Raw genomic sequence first — 19,070 nt, forward strand, 5'->3', positions numbered from 1 at the left:
GGAGCGTCAGCCCGCCTGCGCTTTCTGGACGCACTCCTGCGAGTCCGCGTTGACCTTGTTCGGGTCCTTGCCCTCGGTGTTCCGGGGAGCGACCGCCGGGTTCCCCGGCTCCGGGTCGGGCATGTCGTACCCCTTGGCCCGCATGCACTCGACGACCTTGGCCAGCATCTTCTGCTGCGACGTCTGACCGGCGCCGCCGCTACCGCTGCCACCGCCGTTGCCGGTCATGGACCCGCCACCGCCGCCGTTCCCGGTCATCGACCCGCCACCGGACCCGCCCTGGGACGGCGTCGCGGCCGGGCCGCTCGATGCCGCGGTGGGCGGCGGCGCAGACGACGCACCGTCGCCGGCGCCGTCCTCGGAATCCCCGCCGCACGCGCTCACGCTGAACGCGAGCGTGAGCGCGGCCACGGGAACGGCGAAACGCATCTTCAATGTTCTCCCCTTCCGGTATCTGACGCACATGAATGGACGCCGCCCGCGCACGGCACTGTGCGCAAGCGACGCCCCCTTCGAAAGCCTCTATTCGCTACTGCGGCGGGTACGGCCCGCCCTGCGGCCCCCCGGGCCCCTGCGGCCCCCCGGGCCCCTGCGGCGGCGGCCCCTGCGGCTGCCCGCCGTGCGGCTGCATCGGCGGCTGCGGCGGCATGTACTGCTGCCCGCCCTGCGGACCACCCTGCGGAGCAGGCGGCTGCTGCCCGCCCCACCCCGGAGGCGGCCCCTGCTGCCCACCGGGCGGACCGAACCCGCCCCCAGGGCCGGAACCCGTCGGAGCAGCCTTCTTCTTGCTCTTCCGGAAGACGAGGAAGAGGACCACAGCGACCACGAGCACGACCGCACCGACGACCCCGAGCAGGATCATCGTGTTCCGGTCGGCGCTGTCGGCGGCCTTCGTCTGCTCGGACGGCGGCACGTCCTTCTTCTCTGCCTTCTGCCCGCCCTGCTGCCCGCCCTGGACGGCGTTCGGGTTCGCCTGCTTCCACTTGTCGTAGTCCGCGTACACCGAGTTGGGCGCGTTCTTCGACACCTGCGCGTTCAAGGCGTCCGCCGGGATGATGACACCGAGGCCGGTCTGGTTGTCCTTACCGGGAGGGCCCGCGTCCTTGGTGGTGTTGAGGATGCGCTGGACGACCTCGCGCCCGGTCATCTGCGGATACTTGGACCGTATGAGCGCGGCCACGGCGGAGGTCAGGGCAGCAGACTGACTCGTCCCGACGATGCGTTCGGCGACTGTGCCGTCCGCAAGAAGGGAGTTGACCAGGAAACCCGGCGCCGCAACGTCCACGTAAGGCTGACGTTGGGTGTTCGTCCAGGCTCGCTTCTGGTTGTCCACAGCTCCGACCGCTAGCACGCCCGCGCAGTTGGCAGGCTCCATGGCCTGATTGGTCGTGCCACCGGTGTTGCCGGAACTGGCCACAACCACGGCATCCCGCTCCAGTGCGTGAGCGACGGCCTGCTGGGTTTCGGGACGGCACGCCTTGGCCGCGAAGCCCTGCGAAAGGTTGATGACCTTGGCGCCGTTATCAGCGGCGTAGCGGATCGCCTGTGCCCATTCCGTCAGGTCGGCTTTGATGGGCATGATTTTTGCTTCGGGAGCAACGCCCACGTACCCGGTGGCCGTCCCCTGGCTCGCAATGAGCCCGGCCATGCCCGTGCCGTGTGAATCCTCTACATCGGACGTCGGGCCGATGAGCCCTTTGTTGCCACCGCCCTGGGTTATCTCCGTCCCAGGGACCAAGGCGCCCTGGAGATCGGGAAGCTGGCCGTTGACGCCGTTGTCGATCACCGCGACGGTGACACCGGAGCCTTTGGTGACCGGCCAGACCTTCGTCTGGATCTCCCACGCCTTGAACCACCACTGATCGCTCCGCGGGCCGGGGACGGCCCCGGCGGGCGTCGCGCTGGTGAGGACCAGAAGGGAGCCCGCTCCGATCCCGGCCAGCCATCGTGTCATCCGTCGCACAGCACAACCTCGCTCAATGGGATACGGCGTGAGCAGTTCGAACGCTCGTCCGAACCGCTCACGCCGTGTCACGCATTCTCTTTTGGCCGAGCCTGCGGTCAGCCGATCACCGGGGGAGCGGTGTCGCCTTCGTTACCGCCCCAGACGTCCTCGTCCTCGGTGAGCCAGGTGGAACGCTCGTGCTCCTCCTGGTTACCGCCGCCGCCGCCTCCGCCGCCCATCGGGGCGCCGCCCATCATGCCACGGCCACCGGCACCGGCACCAAGGCCCTTGCCCGCTCCGCCGCCCATGCCACCGCCGCGACCGGCGCCGCCGCCGGCGAGACCGCCGGCACCGGGCATCGCGCCGCCCATGCCGCCGCCCATGCCGCCGCCGGCGCCACCGAGGGCACCGCCGCCGGGCATACCGCCACCGCCGCCGCCGAGGCCGCCGCGACCGAACGGGTCCCCGCCGCCGAGGCTGCCGCCGCCACCCGCCAGGCCGCCGCCACCGGGAAGACCGGCCAGGTCGGAGCTGCCGCCGCCGATCCCGCCGCCGCCCGGAATGCTGCCACCGCCGCCCGGAATGCCACCGCCGCCCGGGATGCTGCCACCGCCGCCCGGGATGCCGCCGCCGCCGGGGATGCTGCCACCGCCGCCCGGGAGGCCACCGCCACCCGGCATGCTGCCGCCACCCGGCATGCCGCCGCCGCCGGGCATGCTGCCGCCGCCGGGAAGGCCGCCGCCCATACCGCCGCCGCCGGGGATGCTGCCGCCGCCGCCATCGAGGTTCGGGTTGTTCGTGGGGAGCTGCTGGTTCAGGCCGGTCTGCGGGAGGTTGGTGGAGATGCTGGCGGGCATCTGGGTGTTCGAGTTGTTGGTCGCCTCGCCGAGCTGGCGCATGTGGTTCTGCGCGGCCTCGTCCTCGGCGCTGTCGAGGATGCCGAGGGCCTCGCCGATCTTCTTGCCGCCCAGGGCGATCATGCCGCCCGCCGGGCCCGCGACGACGGTGCCGGCCGCGACGACGCCCGCGTCGTCCCAGGACAGGTTGCCGAAGAAGCCCTTGCCGGGACGGTTCTGCTGGAACTGGCGGATGACCGCCGCGTGGTTCACCAGCGCACGCCCGGTCTCGTCGGAGACCTGGCGCATGTTCTCGGCGCTCGTCTGCAGCTTCTCCATCTGCTGGATGGTGGCGTCGGCGTCGTCGCCCTTCCAGACGTTGCCCAGTGCGGACATCTGGGTGCGCAGAACTCGCGCGGCGCTCTCGAACTTCGCGGCCGCGCCGTTGTAGGCGTTGCCGGCGCCCTCGACACGGCCGGGGTCCATCGCGTCGAGGATCTGGTTCATCTCATCGATGCCACCGTCCCACTCGACAGGACTATCCATGTTCGAGCGGATCGGCTCCTGGTGCGGAGTGTTACCCATTTCTCAATCCCACCTAGTCAGCCGGTCTCAGTACGCGGAAGTGTTCGAGGTCGTAGGCGACCCGTTCTGCAGGTTGGAGTTCACCTGGTTGGCGTTGGCCGCGTTGCCCTGGTCGGTCTCTTCGTGGTTGCCGACCATGCGGTCCAGCGCGTCGATGATCCCCTGGTAGCTGGAGAGGAAGCCGTCGTACTGGCCCTTGATCTGGCCGTACGCCGACTGCGTCGAGGCGTTCAGGGCCGACACGGCCGGGTACTGGCCGAGTTCGGAGTTGGTGATGTTGGCGTTCATCGAGATGTCGTTGCGCGTACCGCTGCCGCTCTCGAAAGCTTCCAGGTTTGTGCGAAGGACGCGCAGGATGTTCCTGACTTCGTCCTTGTCGATCTCACTCTTCTGACCCATGAGAGCCTCCCCCGGCGGGCCGGAAGAGCCCGCACCGAATCCACTGCTGCCGCTCTGGCGATTACGGATACGTCAGGTCTGCCGCGGGAGACGGATCCTGACGGTCGCCATCGATCGGCCGCCGGAGCCGTCCGGCGGCCGATCGATGACGGTGGGCGTCAGCCTCCGATGATGGAGACGTTGTTCTTGACGGTGGCCTGGCCCGTCTCGGAGGACGAGTTGATGACCACGCCGAGCTGGTTCAGGATGCGGGAGATGTCGTCGGCCGACTTCTCCCACTCGGCCTTGGCCTGGAAGTACGCCTCGCGAGCGCCGTCCTCCCACTGGCCGAGCTTGCCCTCGACGCTCTTCGCGAGGTCGTCGAGCTCCTGGCGCATCTGGTTGTGCTTCTGCTGGAACGACGCGTACGCCTGCTGCATCGCGCCGAAGTCCATTGACTGAAAGGACATCGTTCTCCTTCGTGCCTTCGGGTCTCTTCGTTACGGTCAGCCGTTGAGCAGGCCGGCGACGCGGTTGACTTCCTCCGCCTGCTGCTGCTCGCTCGCCTCGTAGTTGATCTTGACCTGGACGAGCTTCTCGTGCAGACCGTCGAGGACCTGGAGCACGTTGCCCAGCTCGGAGTTGAACTCGTTGTAGACGCGGGTGAAGGCGTTCCCCGCCTCACCGATCCAGCGGCCCTGGAGCTGAGCCTGCTCCTGGCCGAGGTCGCCCTGCATCTTGCGCAGGTCCTGAGCCGCGGCCTCCACCCGCTGGGCGGCCTGGGCCATTTCTGCTCTGTCGACCGTTGACCTCTGACCCATCAGTCATCCCTTCCAGTAGCCACTTGCATCGTGTTGGACGCGGCGTGCGCCTGATCGGTTCGACCCGATTGCCACGATTTTTCCACCCATCGTGCGGCACATCGCCCTTACGGTAAAGCCCACCACCGTAGGCCAGCTAACAAATATCTGTCGACCCCGGCGTGAACTGCGAGAATGCGTAGCCGACGCGTCGGTTCGCTCCGGTCAGCCCCACAACTCGGTGTTGGACTGCTCGGCGGACTGGTAGTTCTGCTGAGCGGTGCCGATGCCCTCGCCGAACTCCTTGACCAGGTCCGCCATCTCCCGGGCGGCCTTGTCCCACTTGGCCTTCGCCTCGAAGTAGGCGTCGCGCGAGTCGTCCTCCCAGACGGCGAGGCGCGCCTCGATGTCGGCTTCGAGGTCGTCCAGGGCCTGCACCATCTGGGTGTGCGTGCTCTTGAACATGGCCTCTGCCTGCTTCATCGTGGCGTAGTCCGTACTGAACGCCTGACTCACAACGACTCCTCCGTGGCATGCGCGACGATCAGGAGCGTACCAAGCCGGACTGACACGAACCTGATCTTCCGGTAACTGTCGGTCATCCCGCGGCACCGCCCGAGGCGACGGGCAGGACGGCCTTCTGCGGGTCCAGCGCGGGACCCTGCGGGATGAGGTTCAGCAGGTTGGCGGGGACGGGCACCGAATCGTTCTTCTCCGGCGAGATCTGGTATCCCAGCGCGCTCGCCGTCTCCGCGGACGCGAGCGAGTGGCGGCGTCCGGAATCGGTGACGAGCTGGTAAGTGTTGATCGCCTCGACCGATCCGGAGTTCGGCAGGACGCCCGCGAGAATCGCGCTGCCCGGGGGAAGCACGACATTGTCGACGCCCGATCCGGACGCCTGCGCCGGCATCGGCAGGTCCTTCCCGCCGCCGATCGTCAGCTCGGCCGTCTGCGAGCCCTTCGCGGTGTCCGGGTAGACGACGCAGAGGGACTGGGACGGGTCGTACGAGCGGAGCTGGATCGCGGCCTGCGGCAGGCGCTCGTCGATGAGCTTCTGCGTCGAGCGGTGCGTGGTGACGGCGCTGCCGTCCAGCGGGCTGTTCTTCGGCAGCGTGTAGGACGCCGAGTTCTGGATGAGCGCGGCCTGCAGGGCCGTCACGGGCGCGTAGCCGTCGGCGAGGAGCACGTAGTGCTGGTCGCCGGCGCCGACGCCCTTGACCGTGAACACCTGCCCGATGCGGCCGGTGGCGCCCTCGAAGGACGGCTTGCCGCCGGCGCCCTGGACCTTCGGCGGCGCGAAGTCCGGGCCGGCGGGCAGCGCGTTGACGAAGCCGGGCGAGACCTGCGCGGGCGCCGACGCGCCGAGCACGGTGAGGCCCGCGGGCGACAGCTTCATCCGCTGGTTCTTCCAGATCAGCCAGTTGGCGTTCTGGCCGGTGCTGACGACGACGCCGCTGTTCGGGTCGACCTTCTCACCGCCGACCTTCTGGCCCGCGACGAGCGACACCACCGACTGGCCGACGCCGCCCTGCTGCCGCTGCCGGACGCACACCGACCACGGGCCGCCGACGAGCCGGTCGGCCTCGGGCACCGAGTCGGGGGCGTCCGGGATGCCGATGCGGGGGCCGCGCGGGAACTCCGCGAGCGACTTCGCCGACACCGTCTTCTGCTGCGGGGAGCCCTCCGCCATGGACGCCGCCAGCTTCGCCGACGCGTAGTTCGCGACGGGGCAGAGCACCGCCTTCTGCGAGCCCTGCGGGGTGCACCAGACGTACTGGGCGCCGGTCTCCTCCTCGATGAGGACGACGCCTTTCGCGTCCAGGCCCTTGTTGCCGCCCCCGAACAGGAGGCCGACGATGCCGAACACCGCCGCCGCCAGGACCCCCACCATGATGCCGGCGAACAGCCCGACGTTGAGCTTGCGCAGCGGCTGCTCCGGGAAGTCCGGCTCGGCCAGGATGAGCGCCTGCGACGCGCGGTGCGTCATCAGGCGGTGCGCCTGGAGGAGATCCCTCTTCGTCTGCATCGAACGTCCTCCTCGCCGGTCAGCTCGCCAGGGTGTGGACGTACTCGAGGACGCCCGTGACGCCGAGCGCCAGCGGGATCATCGCGACCACCAGCATGATCTCGATGATGTCGCCCGCGCGTCCCCAGAACGGGGTCGGCCGGTTCCCCGGCAGCCACATCCCGACGCCGACCGCGATGCCGGACACCACCAGGGTCGGCACCAGCACGGCGACGAGCAGCATCGCCTGCGAGTCCATGCCGAGCGCGGTGCCGACGGCGAGCAGCGCCAGCGCGGCGACGCCCGGGACCAGCAGCCACAGCTTCTGGTTCCGGCCGCGGAACAGCCGGGCCCGCAGCAGCACCGCGAACGCGACGACCAGGCACATGACGGGCGACGCCCAGCCGTCGTCGAACGACAGCGGGATCGCGCCGCCGAGGACCGTCAGGCCGATCGCCGAGACGCCGCCGGTGACGTACCGGTCGGCGAGGGACGTGCGGTCCAGCAGCTCCTGGCCGTCCACCGAGAGGGTGTCGCGGCGCAGGTCCTCCGCGCTGCTCGGCACCGGTGGGAGCCGGACGCGCGCGAACTTGAACGCGATGCCGGGCAGCAGCGGCGTCAGCGCCAGGACGATCGTGATGGTGACGGCCGCGACGCCCGCGGCGTCCATGTCGAACACCATCGGGATCGCGCAGTCGATCGTCCCGAACAGCGCGGCGATGGCGATGCCGTAGAAGACGGGGAGCCCTTGCGCGATGCCGAACCCGGCGATCGTCGCGGCCAGGACGACCGCGCCGAAGCCCGCGACCAGGTGCAGGGCGTCGAGGTCCGTCAGGGCGTCGTCCCCGGCGGGGGCGAGCATCCCGGCGAGGAACGCGTACGGGAGGGCCGCGTAGCCGAGCGCCGCGCCGGCGCCCGCGTCGCCGAGCGCCCGCGACAGTGCGACGCCGCCCGCGAGCAGGACGATCGCGATGGCGCCCGCGACGATCGCCGGGACCAGCCAGGACGGTCCGGACAGCAGCAGCGCGAGGCCGCCGACGATGAGCCCGGCGACGCCCCAGCCGAGCGCGAACCGGCGGGTGGAGTCCTGCCGCCAGCGCCCGGGCCGATCGTTGACGGCGGTCGCGACGACGTCGGGGACGTCGTCGAACGCGAGGTCGGGGATCTGCGACATGCGGGGCCGCAGGTAGATGAGGTCGCCGTCGCGCAGCCCCGCGTGGGACGGCGTGCTGGACGGCTCGAACGGCGCCTCGTCCAGTTTCTGCAGGACCCAGCCGCCGTGGGCCAGCCCGGCGTCCGCCAGGTTCTGGCCCGCGTACCGCAGGATCGTCGGGTACAGCTCCGCGAACGTGGAGTCCGCGGGCAGGGCGATATCGACCCGTCGGCTCGGCCCGACGACCGTGACGCGGCAGAGATCGGCCCCAGGGGGAGCGCTCACGATGTCCTCGCAAGTTGTCCGGTTGAAACGGGGGGCGTGACACCTGCGGTTGCGGTCAGGTGTGCCGGGTCCCGTGCCTCCTCAGTGGTGCGAATCGGGCTAACCCTAGTATCCGGACACTGCCGCCGTGTAGTCGGCGTCCGTCGAGACCTCTACCATCAATCCGGTCAAGTGGGCGCAAGCCGCCGACGATCCGACGGGCGGGCGATCTCCCGGGGTCGGCGGGCCGCTCTCCGGTGCGAGGGAGGAACAGCAGCGTGAGCACGGTGATCGTCCGACGGAGGGAGCGGCGGAAACCCCCCGCGCCGCCGCGTGGAGAGATCCTGCTTGAGTCTCCCCCCGAACTTCCCGAGCTGATCCCGCAGGGATTCCAGGGAGTGCTGACGTACCTGCCGATGCTGGCCGGTTCCGGCGCCATGGTCTTCATGCTGGTGGGCCGCGGCGGGGGCCCGCTCCAGTACGTCGCGGGCGGCATGTTCGCGATCTCCATGTTCGGCATGATGCTCGGCCAGGTCGGCCGCAGCAGCGGCGAGCGCAAGGTCAAGCTGAACAACGACCGCCGCGACTACCTGCGCTACCTCGGGCAGGTCCGCAAGAAGGTCCGCGCCGCCGCGAAGCAGCAGCGCGAGGCGATGGAATGGGGCAGCCCCGACCCGGCGTCGCTGTGGTGGCTGGCGATGAGCGCCCGGCTGTGGGAGCGCCGCCCGTCCGACGACGACTTCATCCAGGTCCGCATCGGGACGGGCGCGCAGAAGCTCGCCGTGCAGCTGATCCCGCCGGAGACGAAGCCGATCGAGGACCTCGAACCGATGACCGCGGGCGCCCTGCGGCGGTTCGTGCGCGCCCACTCGAACGTCCCGAATCTACCGATCTCGGTGTCGCTGCGGTCGTTCGCGCGGCTCGTCCCGTCCGGTGACCCGGAGGCCGTGTACGGGCTGATCCGGGCGCTGATCGTGCAGATCGCGACGTTCCACTCCCCCGACGACGTGCGCATCGCGGTGTGCGCGTCCAAGCAGCGGATGCCGTGGTGGCAGTGGATCAAGTGGCTGCCGCACAACCTGCACCCCACCGAGACGGACGCGGCCGGGCCCGTCCGGCTGATGGCCGAGAGCATGTCGACGCTCGAGGCGATGTTCGGGCAGGACGTCAAGGACCGTCCGCGGTTCCAGCCGGGCCTGTCCCAGGACGACCTGCCGTACCACATCATCATCATGGACGGCGGCCAGGCGTCCTACGACTCGCAGCTCGCCGCCGACGGCGTCGAGGGCGTCTGCGTCATCGACCTCACCGGCTCCACCGCGCCCGTCGTGGAGCAGGCGATGCTGCGCGTCGCCGTCACCAAGGAGCAGGTCGCGCGGCTCACGAAGGACCGCACCGGCAAGGACGTCCCCAACCGCATCGGCAAGCCCGACTCCATCACCCTGCAGCAGGCGGAGGCCCTCGCCCGCCAGCTCGCGCCGCTGCGCGCCAGCGCCTCCGCCGGGCCGGAGGAGGACGCGCTGTCCGGCGCGACCACGGTGACGTCGCTGCTCGGCATCGAGAACCCGTTCAACGTGAACGCCGCGGAGATGTGGCGCCCGCGGGCGCCCCGCAACCGGCTGCGGGTGCCGATCGGCATCGACCCCGAGGGACGGCCCGTCCACCTCGACATCAAGGAGTCCGCGCAGGGCGGCATGGGCCCCCACGGCCTGTGCATCGGCGCGACCGGCTCCGGTAAGTCGGAGGCGCTGCGGACGCTCGTCCTCGGGCTCGCGATGACGCACTCGCCCGAGGTGCTGAACTTCGTCCTCGTCGACTTCAAGGGCGGTGCGACGTTCCTGGGGATGGAGAACCTCCGGCACGTCTCCGCGATCATCACCAACCTGGAGGACGAGCTCCCGCTCGTCGACCGCATGTACGACGCGCTGCACGGCGAGATGGTGCGGCGCCAGGAGTACCTGCGGGCCCAGGGCAACTACGCCTCGCTGCGCGACTACGAGAAGGCCCGCGAGCAGGGCGCCGACCTCAAGCCGATGCCGACGCTGTTCCTCGTCCTGGACGAGTTCTCCGAGCTGCTGTCGGCCAAGCCCGAGTTCGCCGACCTGTTCGTCATGATCGGACGCCTCGGCCGTTCGCTGGGCGTCCACATCCTGCTCGCGTCGCAGCGGCTGGAGGAAGGCAAGCTCCGCGGCCTCGACACGCACCTGTCGTACCGGATCGGCCTGCGGACGTTCTCCGCGCAGGAGTCCCGCGTCGTGCTGGGCGTCCCGGACGCCTACGAGCTGCCGTCCGCACCCGGCCACGGCTACATGAAGTTCGGCACCGAGGCGATGACCCGGTTCCGCGCCGGGTACGTGTCCGGGCCGGCCGACGAGGACCTCGCGCCGCGCGAGCAGGCCGGGCCGCAGGTCGTCAAGCAGATCGTCCCGTACATCCCGGACTACATCCGGCCGCGGGTCATCGAGCAGCCGCAGGAGCAGCAGCAGGAGGAGGAGCGCGAGTCGGTCGGCACGCTGTTCGACGTCGTCGTCAAGCAGCTCGAGAACCAGGGCCCGCCCGCGCACCAGATCTGGCTGCCGCCGCTCGAGGCGTCCCCCACGCTGGACGAGCTGCTGCCGACGCTCGCGGTCGTCCCCGGGCACGGCCTCACCACCCAGCACGAGGGCTGGCGCAACCGGCTGCACGCCATCACCGGCATCATCGACAAGCCGTTCGAGCAGCGCCGCGACCCGATGTACGTCGACCTGTCGGGCGCCGCGGGCAACGCCGGCATCGCCGGGTCGCCGCAGACCGGCAAGTCGACGACGCTCCGCACGCTCATCGCGTCCCTCGCGCTCACCCACACGCCGCAGCAGGTGCAGTTCTACTGCCTCGACTTCGGCGGCGGCACGCTCAGCGCCCTCAGCGACCTCCCGCACATCGGCGGCGTCGCGAACCGCCTCGACGCCGACCGCGTGCGGCGCACCGTCGCGGAGGTCACCGCGCTGCTGGAGACCCGCGAGCGCGAGTTCGCCGAGCGCGGCATCGACTCGATGCCGACGTACCGGCGGATGCGGGCGTCCGGGGAGCTCAGCGGCGACGGGTACGGCGACGTGTTCCTCGTCGTCGACGGCTGGATGACCCTCCGGCAGGACTACGAGAACCTCGAAGGCACCATCACCGACCTGACCGCCCGCGGTCTCGGCTACGGCATCCACGTCATCGCGACGGTCAACAAGTGGTCCGAGTTCCGGATGAACATCCGGGACCTCTTCGGTACCAAGCTGGAGCTCCGCCTCGGCGACCCGTACGACTCGGAGATCGACCGCCGGCTCGCCGACAACGTCCCCGAGGGCAAGCCCGGCCGCGGCCTCACCCGCGAGGGCCACCACTGCCTGACCGCGCTCCCCCGCCTCGACGGCAACTCCGACGACTCCACGCTCGCCGACGGCGTCAAGCAGCTCGTCGCCGCCGTCGCGTCGAACTGGGAGGGCCCGAAGGCCCCGCAGGTCCGGATGCTGCCGGCCGTCCTGCCGCTGGCGTCGCTGCCGTCGTCCGCCGAGACCGGGTCGCGCATCCCGATCGGCATCGACGAGGACTCCCTGCAGCCGGTCTTCCTCGACTTCCAGCAGGAGTCGCACTTCCTCGTCCTCGGCGACACCGAGTGCGGCAAGTCGAACCTGATGCGGATCATCACCAAGGCGATCATCGACCGGTACACGCCGCAGCAGGCCCGGATGATCTTCCTGGACTACCGGCGCGCCCTCCTCGACGCCGCGGAGACCGAGCACCGCATCGGCTACGCGGCCTCGTCCGCCGCCGCGTCCGGCCTGGTCAAGGACATCGTCGGCGCCCTCCAGGCCCGGCTCCCACCGGCCGACCTGACGCCCGAGCAGCTCCGCGACCGCTCCTGGTGGACGGGTGCCGACCTGTTCCTGATCATCGACGACTACGACCTCGTCGCGACCTCGAACAACCCCGTCACCCAGCTCGCCGAACTGCTCCCCCAGGCCCGCGACATCGGCCTGCACGTCATCGTCTCCCGCGCCTACGGCGGCGCGGGCCGCGCGATGTACGACCCGATCCTGCAGCGCATCAAGGAAATGGGATCGCCCAGCCTGCTCATGTCGGGTAACAAGGACGAGGGCGTCGTGCTCGGGAACATCAAGGGCCACCCCCTTCCCCCCGGCCGCGGCTACTACATCGACCGCCGCAAGGGGACCCGCCTCATCCAGACCGCACACCAGGAGTAAGCACACATGGCCGACTTCAGCCTCGGGGAAGGCTTCGAGCGCTTCCAGCGCGACATGCAGGAGCAGATGGGCGACTTCTCCAAGATCCAGGAGTCCGTCCAGGAGGCCGTCGGGACGGGCGAGGCCGCCGAGGGCCGCATCATCGCCGAGTACCGCGCCGAAGGCGGGCTGACCCGGCTCGACATCGACCCCCGCGCCATGCGCCTCGGCTCCGCCGAACTCAGCGCCGAGATCCGCACCGCCGTCAACGCCGCCGCCACGGACTTCCAGACGAAGGTCCGCGAGGCCAGCTCGTCCGTCTTCGGCGACCCCGAGAAGCCCCTCGACCCCTCGAAGGCCCTCGCGTCCCTCGACAAGCTCGCGAACGGCTTCGCGGGCCAGATGCGCGACCTCGCACGGGAACTGGGCGTCCAGCAGCAGCGCGCCCAGGAAGCGATGAACAACTACAAGGGCAACCACCCCGGCGACCGCCGCTGACGTCCCCCCGCGACGCCCCGGCTCCCCCACCCCCGGAGCCGGGGCGCCCCCATGTCAGGCCCCGTCGAGCAGATCGAACGCGACAGGCGAAGCGATCACCAGCATCCGCAGATCACCCGCCACCTCCCCCTCGAACTCGATCCACGAACCGTCGAAGTCGGCAATCGGCGTGCGGTCGCCGTCGAAATATTGATATTTCCCGGCAGAAAAGGTCGCCCTCCCTTTGCCCACCACTTTCTCCTCGATGTCGCACAGGACGGCATCTTCCGCGTCGATCACCTGCCACCGGCGCTGCTCGATCGACTTCGTAACGGAGGCGTCGGCCCCCCCGACATGGTTCGTCACCACCTTGCCGCAGACAGCCCCATCAGGCGTGCGAATGATGGGCATGACGGTCACAGGGCCGCCGGCGACCGACTCAACCGGCGCCCGCTCGATACTAAAAAGCGTATCGCGATTCATATCAAGAAAACGCAAGAAAACAAAAGAGCGATCACGTTCACCTGCGAACATACGCCCGAGTCGACCCCTGGGCTTACCGCCAACGATCTGCTCCACCGATGCGAGCACACGATTCGCCGTGTCGCGATATTCGTACGAACGCCGCGACCTGTTGTCAAATCGCACCTTGGACGTCTCTAGAAGAGTCACCAACCCACCCTCCCGCCCCATCTACCGGGCCGGTTATTTCCCACTGTCCCAGGGCGGGTCGAAGTTTTTCTCTTGGCTACCCCAGGGGGCCACCCAGGCCGCCTTGTTATCGCTCGTACCGTCCGGATTAGCGGTACCTTCATAGGCTCCTTTGGCTCCTGTCTGGGGTTGCTCCAATCCGACGCTGTAGGTAGTCTTCCCCTCCCCTTCGGCGTCCCATTCTCGCTTGACGCCTCCAGCCAGATCGACTCCCGGACCAGGCTGCTTGCCCTTGACCTCAAAGTCCCCGCCGGCATAACCTTCGGGACCATATTTTCGGTGTCCGGACACCTCGAACTCCGGCCCCATTTCGTGCGGAACTTTAACCTTTGCGCCACCACCGATATTCCAGGTCGTATCGTAGGCGCGATCTGCATCCAGGTCGATCGACTGCAGTCCGTACCCGCGATGCCCCCAATCAGAGTTTCTCACCCCTTCGATACGACCGACCTCGCCGTTCGCGCGGTTCAGCCAGGACAGGCCCGCGTTGGCGGCGCCTTCCAGGAGGTTCGCGCCGGCGCCTGCCGAGCCGGTGATCAGGGCCTGCTTGAAAGCGGTGGCGGCCTCCTTGCTTCCGTGCTCGGCCTGCTTGTTCGCGGTGACGGCGGCGCCGCCCGCGAGGACCCCGGCGCAGAGTTCACCGGCCGTGGCGAGGATCCCCGTCATCACGTACACGACGGTGAGTGCCGTCCCGGCGAGGGACACGCAGGCCGCGTACAAGGTGCCCAGGCTGGCCAGGGCAGCGGTCGCCAGTGCCGCCAGGAAGGCTGCGATGGCGATGGCGGCTACGGCGTAGACGAACAGCGCCCAGGCCAGTGAGATGAGGGCGTAGTGGACCGCCATGCAGTAGTTGTGCAGGTACTCCATCTGCAGGCAGTAGTCGTCCACCGTCTGCTGGTACTTCTCGCGGTCGTCGGCGTTCCAGTCCGCGTGCGGGATGCCGCTGACGAAGCTTTTCCACTGTTCGGTGGCCGTCCGGACCTCCTGGGCCGACTGGGCCCACTTGTTCGCCGCTTTCTCCAGGTTCTGCGGCTTTCCGGAGGCGAGCTTGAACTGGAAGGCGATGACCAGGGCGGGCGGAAGGACTCCGGCGGCCGCGGCCATGGCGACCGCCCCGCTCATCAGGCCCTCGGCGGCGCCGACCACGGAATTACCGGGGACGAACGCGCCTATCGCGGCGGCGCCCGCGGCTCCGGCGCCTGCACCCGCGCCGGCCGTTGCCGCTTTTCGCTGTGTCCCGGAATCGAGGCTTTGCCAGGCTTCACGTGTGGTCGGGCCCTGGTTCTGGCCCTGCGCCCCTTGGGGGGCCGTTCCCCCCTGCGGGGCCGTCCCGCCCTGCGGGGCCGTCCCGCCCTGCGGGGCCGTCCCGCCCTGCGGGGCCGTCCCGCCTTGGGGGGCCGTCCCGCCTTGGTCGGCCGTTCCACCTTGGGGGGTGGATTCGGGCTGTGCTGGGGGCTGTGCGCCTTCGGGCGTGCCGGTGCCTTGTTCGGGTGGTGGAGCCAACTCGCGTCCCTCTTCGTTGCCAGGGCGGTCACGAACGCTTGAGCTTGTTCTTCTCCTCGGCCGTTCCGTAGGTCGCCGCGGTCTTCGACAGCCGTTCGACGTACGACTCGGCGACCCGCTTCTGCGCCTTCAGGTCCTCGAAGGCGAACTGGACGGCCAGGGGGTAGGCGACGGACGCGTGCAGGCAGATGATGCTGAAATCGCCGCCTTCGAGGTCGTAGACGCCCGACTCGCTCAGCATCTTCCCCGCGTTGTCGATCTTGGGAATGACGGTCGCGGAAAGGTCCGCGCCGTGCTTGTCGATGCGCTCTGGGTTGACGTCTTTCCGTCCCGGTGCCACGGTCCCCGCTCTCGTTGAGTCGCCTGTGCGCGGGGGAGGCTAGTGGACGTCCCGGCCCGGAAACGCGGAAGGGCCGTTTCGGCCGGTGCGCGCAAAGGGTTCCGGACTGGACGATCGGGGCCTACTCGACGCTCGTGGTACAAGTCCGCAGGTGGGCGGGCATGACGAATGCCGCGCGGACGAGTTGGACGGCTCGTCCGCGCGGCGTTCGCAGGGTTTGCGCTACTGGTCCCAGGGTGGGGTTTCGTCGCCTACGGGGATGTCGGCGACGGGGGTGTTCACGTTGCCGTTCCAGTGGGACTGGCCGTCGCCCGAATACTGGTAGTTCTGCGTGTAGCCGGCCACGTCGCCGCCGTTGTAGGTGCCGGACGCCGAGACGGACGTGCTGCCGTCGCCCGACTCGAAGTCGTGCTCGCCTTCGACGCCGACGGTGCCGCCGTAGTTGTGCCCGCCGCCGTTCTCGGCCTCGTAGCCGCCGGAGGCGCTGTAGTTGAGGGTGCCGGCGTCGCCCTGCCCGACGCCGTCGGAGTCGGTGTAGCCGACCTCGCCCTCCGCGCTCCAGCCGCCCTGGGTGCTCACGCCGCCGGAGACGTCGCCGCCGACGAAGCCCTCGTCGTCGCCCCACTGGACGTGCGCGCCGCCGGTGATCTCGGTCTGGCCGGCGGTCTCGAAGGTCGCGCCGCCGCCGGCCGTCCAGATGCCGTCCGCGTCGCGGTCGGCGTCGAGGTCGATCTCGCTGAGCGGGGACGAGCCGCCGCCGCGGGAGTCGATGAAGGCGAGGGGCGCGTTGACGGCGTTCTGCGCGAGGTTCGTCAGCGCCGTCGCGGAGCCGTTCATCTGGGCCTGCGTGAAGTCGGTGAGGGCCGCCTCGTTGCCGCGCTGGTAGGAGGTGAACGCGGCGAGCATCGAGCCGCCCTGGAACACCACCGCGGCGAGCGACGCGGCGGCGGCGAGGATGCCCGTCGCGACGCCGGTGATGGCGACGCTGGTGGACGCGAGGCTCACGCAGGACGCGTAGACGGGTGCGCCCACGACGCTGAGGAGCGCGGCGAGGGCGATGCCGGCGAGGACCGACAGGAAGGTGCCGAGCGCGATCGCGAAGATCGCGAACGCCATGAGGGCCCACGCGAAGACGAGGAGGGCGATCTGGACGGCCTGGCAGAACACCTGCATGGCGTCGAGCTGGGAGACGAATTCCTGGACTTTCGCCTCGTAGGCGCGGCGGTCGGCGGCGTCCCAGTCGCGCTGGGAGATGGCGCCGAGCCGTTCCTGCAGCATCGTCTTCGTCTTCTCGATGCTCTGCGCGGCCGTTTCCCAGGCTTTCGCCGCCGTCTCGAGATTCGCGGGGGCGCCCTTGGACGCCTTGAACATGAAGGCGACCGGAATCACCGTGGGCAGCGGGACGGACGCGATGGTCGTCTGGGTCTCGGCCGTCCCCATGAGGACGTCGTAGGAGTTGAAGAGGCTCACGGCGGGCTCCCTCAGACCTGCTGGATCGTGCTGGCCGTCTCGGCGTTCCCGTAGGTGCGCGAGGCGGTCTGCAGGTTGGACGCGTAGCCGTCGAGCATTTCGAGGTGGGTCTGGAGGTCCTCGAAGGCCCACTGGAGGGCCATCGGGTACGCCATCGCCGCGAGGGTCCCGGTGATGCTGAAGTCGCCGCCCTCGATGGTGCCGTTGCCGTTGAGTTCCTGGAGCCCCTTGTCGAGTTCGGGACGGATCGTGTTCGTGATCTCCTGCGCGTGCTGCATGATCCGCGCCGGGTTGACATTGAGCTGAGTGCCCAAGACCGCCTCCTGAGGAATGCCGGGTGCGTCCCGGCCCCGTTCGGCTTTGCCTTCTCGGGAGCTCTTTCAGGCACGGCTCACGGTCTCCGGGCACGCGGTTCCACCATTCGACGCGGCGCGCGTTGGAACGGTTTCAACGAAATGACGAACGCCGCCCCGGGGGCCGGGGCGGCGTTCGTCCGGGAGGCGTTACTTGTCCCAGGGCGGGGTCTCGTCCTTGGGCCCTTCGGCCCACGAGCCCTCGGTGTTGTAGACGGGGGTGTTGACCTTGTACTTGTCCGAGTAGTCGCCCTCGTGGCTCCAGTTGCCTTCGTACTCGGCCTGGCTGCCGCTCGGGGTGTGGCCGCCGCCCACCTTGAAGCCGCCGCCGACGTTCTCGTTCTCGTCCCAGGTGACCTTGCCGCCGACGGTGCCGTTGACGGTGCCGCTCGGGTCCTCGTACTTGTGGTTGACGCCGACCTCGCCGCCGGCCCAGCCCTCGTCGTTGTGCTTGATGTTGCCGGCGACCTCGGTCTCGCCGAGGGGGCTGTTCACCTTGGCGCCCGCCCCGTACGTCCAGGTCTCGGTGATGTCGCGGTCGGCGTCCAGGTCGACCTCGCCGACCCCGAAGTTGTTCGCGACCGGGTTGCGGGTCAGGAACGCCAGGCCCGCGTTCGCGCCGCTCTGGACGAGGTTCGCGGCGGCGCCCGCGGCACCGTTCTTGAACGCCTCGCCGAACGCGTCGCCCGCGCCCGCGTTGCCGTGGTCGCCCTGGTAGTCGGCGGTGATGGCGGCACCGCCGAACATCACCCCGCCCGCCATCACCCCGGCGGCGGCGAGGATGCCGGTCGCGACCGTGGTGATGGTGAGGCCGGTGGAGGCGAGGCCGACGAGCGCCGGGTAGCTGACCGAGCCGACGACGGACGCGAGCGCGGCGACCGCGAGAACGGCGAGGGCGCCCAGGTAGACGGCCATGCCCACGGCGAAGATCGCGTAGGTGAACATCGCCCACGCGAGGACGGTCAGCGCGATCGACACGGCCATCAGGTAGTTGTGCAGCGCGTCGAGCTGGAGGCAGTAGTCGCCGACCTTGCTCTCGTAGGCGGCGCGGTCGTCCATGTTCCACGCCTGCTGCGGGATGCCCTTCGCGAGGTTCTGCAGGTCCTGGGACGCCTGCTGCAGTTCGGCGGCCGCCGTGCTCCAGTCGCCGGCGGCCTTCTCCAGGCTCGCGGGCTTGCCCGTCGAGAGCTTGAACTGCAGCGCGACCATGATGGACGGGGGCAGGATGACGGCGGCGCTCGCCGTGGTGACGGCGATCGACATCATCGACTCGGCCGCGCCGAGCGCGGACCCGCCGGTCAGCGCGGTGATCGCCGCGCCGCCGGCCGCCGCGCCGCCCGCCGCGAGGCCGCTGTTGCGCGCGCCCGTCGTCGGCGACGTGGTGGAGCCGCCGGAGTTGTTCGAGCCGCCGGAGTTGTTGGTGCCGCCGCTGTTCGTGCCGCCCGAGTTGGTCGTCCCGCCCGAGTTGGTCGTGCCGCCGCTGCCGGTCGTCCCGCCCGAGTTGGTGGTGCCGCCACTGCTGGTGGTGCCGCCGGAGCCGGTCGTCCCGCCGCTGTTGGAGGTGCCGCCGCTGTTCGAGGAGCCCCCGTTACCCGGTGTGGTCACCTGTCTCGCCTTTCCTCATGGTCGCCCGTCGGCGCGCCGCTGCCGCCGCTCTACTTCTGCGTGTTGGCCTGTTCGGCGTTGCCGTACCTCTTCGCCGCGGTGTTGATCTTCTCCGCCATGCTCTGGGCGGTGTCCATCAGCAGCTTGATGTCCTCGAAGCCGAACTGGACCGCGATGGGGTAGGCGGTGGACGCGCCGACGCACGTCACGCTGAAGTCGCCGCCCTCGAGGTTGAAGGTGCCGTCGGTGTTGAGAGTGTCGCCGGCCTTCTGCAGGCGGGGGACGACCTGGTCGGTGATGTCCTTGCCGTGGAGCGCGATCCGCTGGGGGTCGGCGGACTTCTGGGTCACGTCTGTCCTTCGCCGATTGTGTCCCGGGGGACTTGTGGCCGGGGTCGGCCAAGATACTAGGGGACACCGGCGGGGCATACCAGT

At 69.7% G+C, this 19,070-nt stretch carries 18 protein-coding genes; 2 read left to right on the top strand and 16 right to left on the bottom strand.

Annotated features, from left to right (window positions below):
* Positions 1-6 precede the first annotated feature (6 nt).
* The 9 genes from H505_RS0126535 to eccD all read right to left on the bottom strand — a co-directional run bounded on the left by H505_RS0126535 (position 7) and on the right by eccD (position 7,987).
* Positions 7-429, bottom strand: coding sequence for a hypothetical protein (locus H505_RS0126535; protein WP_026404400.1), 423 nt, complete (start codon positions 427-429; stop codon positions 7-9).
* 100 nt (positions 430-529) lie between these two features.
* Positions 530-1,954: a S8 family serine peptidase gene (locus H505_RS0126540; RefSeq protein WP_026404401.1), complete on the bottom strand. Its 1,425-nt coding sequence runs from the start codon at positions 1,952-1,954 to the stop codon at positions 530-532.
* Between the two features lie 107 nt (positions 1,955-2,061).
* Positions 2,062-3,288 (bottom strand): WXG100 family type VII secretion target, encoded by a 1,227-nt coding sequence (locus H505_RS48100; RefSeq protein ID WP_051301194.1) that lies wholly within the window; start codon positions 3,286-3,288, stop codon positions 2,062-2,064.
* Positions 3,289-3,393: 105 nt separating this feature from the next.
* On the bottom strand, positions 3,394-3,765 hold the full coding sequence (locus tag H505_RS0126550; RefSeq protein WP_026404402.1) for a hypothetical protein: 372 nt from the start codon (positions 3,763-3,765) through the stop codon (positions 3,394-3,396).
* A gap of 158 nt (positions 3,766-3,923) precedes the next feature.
* The gene (locus H505_RS0126555) at positions 3,924-4,214 is read right to left on the bottom strand and encodes a WXG100 family type VII secretion target (protein WP_026404403.1); all 291 of its coding nucleotides are present in this window, start codon (positions 4,212-4,214) and stop codon (positions 3,924-3,926) included.
* 36 nt (positions 4,215-4,250) lie between these two features.
* Entirely contained in the window at positions 4,251-4,565 is a 315-nt protein-coding gene (locus tag H505_RS0126560) for a WXG100 family type VII secretion target (protein ID WP_084550858.1), read from the bottom strand.
* A gap of 204 nt (positions 4,566-4,769) precedes the next feature.
* Complete coding sequence (locus H505_RS0126565) at positions 4,770-5,060, bottom strand: WXG100 family type VII secretion target (RefSeq protein ID WP_026404405.1); 291 nt, start codon at positions 5,058-5,060, stop codon at positions 4,770-4,772.
* 82 nt (positions 5,061-5,142) lie between these two features.
* Positions 5,143-6,570, bottom strand: a complete 1,428-nt coding sequence (gene eccB / locus H505_RS0126575; protein ID WP_026404406.1) for a type VII secretion protein EccB — start codon at positions 6,568-6,570, stop codon at positions 5,143-5,145.
* A gap of 19 nt (positions 6,571-6,589) precedes the next feature.
* A complete protein-coding gene (eccD, locus tag H505_RS0126580) occupies positions 6,590-7,987 on the bottom strand; it encodes a type VII secretion integral membrane protein EccD (RefSeq protein WP_026404407.1) in 1,398 nt (465 codons plus the stop codon).
* Positions 7,988-8,253: 266 nt separating this feature from the next.
* On the opposite strand from eccD, the gene eccCa reads away from it, so the two are divergent.
* Together eccCa and H505_RS0126590 are read left to right on the top strand one after the other, a co-directional pair.
* On the top strand, positions 8,254-12,198 hold the full coding sequence (gene eccCa, locus H505_RS0126585) for a type VII secretion protein EccCa (RefSeq protein ID WP_482146152.1): 3,945 nt from the start codon (positions 8,254-8,256) through the stop codon (positions 12,196-12,198).
* A 6-nt stretch (positions 12,199-12,204) separates the two neighbouring features.
* Positions 12,205-12,675, top strand: coding sequence for a YbaB/EbfC family nucleoid-associated protein (locus H505_RS0126590; protein ID WP_026404409.1), 471 nt, complete (start codon positions 12,205-12,207; stop codon positions 12,673-12,675).
* A gap of 54 nt (positions 12,676-12,729) precedes the next feature.
* On the opposite strand, the gene H505_RS0126595 is transcribed toward H505_RS0126590, so the two are convergent.
* The 7 genes from H505_RS0126595 to H505_RS0126625 form a co-directional block, all read right to left on the bottom strand.
* Positions 12,730-13,233 carry a hypothetical protein gene (locus H505_RS0126595; protein ID WP_157433139.1) on the bottom strand — a complete coding sequence of 168 codons (504 nt, stop codon included), beginning with the start codon at positions 13,231-13,233 and terminating at the stop codon, positions 12,730-12,732.
* A gap of 126 nt (positions 13,234-13,359) precedes the next feature.
* Entirely contained in the window at positions 13,360-14,487 is a 1,128-nt protein-coding gene (locus tag H505_RS0126600) for a hypothetical protein (RefSeq protein ID WP_084550861.1), read from the bottom strand.
* A gap of 409 nt (positions 14,488-14,896) precedes the next feature.
* The gene (locus H505_RS50095) at positions 14,897-15,208 is read right to left on the bottom strand and encodes a hypothetical protein (protein ID WP_026404412.1); all 312 of its coding nucleotides are present in this window, start codon (positions 15,206-15,208) and stop codon (positions 14,897-14,899) included.
* Positions 15,209-15,430: 222 nt separating this feature from the next.
* Positions 15,431-16,678 (bottom strand): hypothetical protein, encoded by a 1,248-nt coding sequence (locus tag H505_RS0126610; RefSeq protein WP_026404413.1) that lies wholly within the window; start codon positions 16,676-16,678, stop codon positions 15,431-15,433.
* Between the two features lie 11 nt (positions 16,679-16,689).
* Entirely contained in the window at positions 16,690-16,992 is a 303-nt protein-coding gene (locus tag H505_RS0126615; RefSeq protein ID WP_026404414.1) for a hypothetical protein, read from the bottom strand.
* 189 nt (positions 16,993-17,181) lie between these two features.
* Positions 17,182-18,636: a hypothetical protein gene (locus H505_RS48105; RefSeq protein WP_051301197.1), complete on the bottom strand. Its 1,455-nt coding sequence runs from the start codon at positions 18,634-18,636 to the stop codon at positions 17,182-17,184.
* A gap of 50 nt (positions 18,637-18,686) precedes the next feature.
* A complete protein-coding gene (locus tag H505_RS0126625) occupies positions 18,687-18,986 on the bottom strand; it encodes a hypothetical protein (RefSeq protein WP_026404415.1) in 300 nt (99 codons plus the stop codon).
* Positions 18,987-19,070 lie beyond the last annotated feature (84 nt).

The organism is Actinomadura rifamycini DSM 43936, from assembly GCF_000425065.1.
GTDB classification, from domain to species: Bacteria; Actinomycetota; Actinomycetes; order Streptosporangiales; family Streptosporangiaceae; genus Spirillospora; species Spirillospora rifamycini.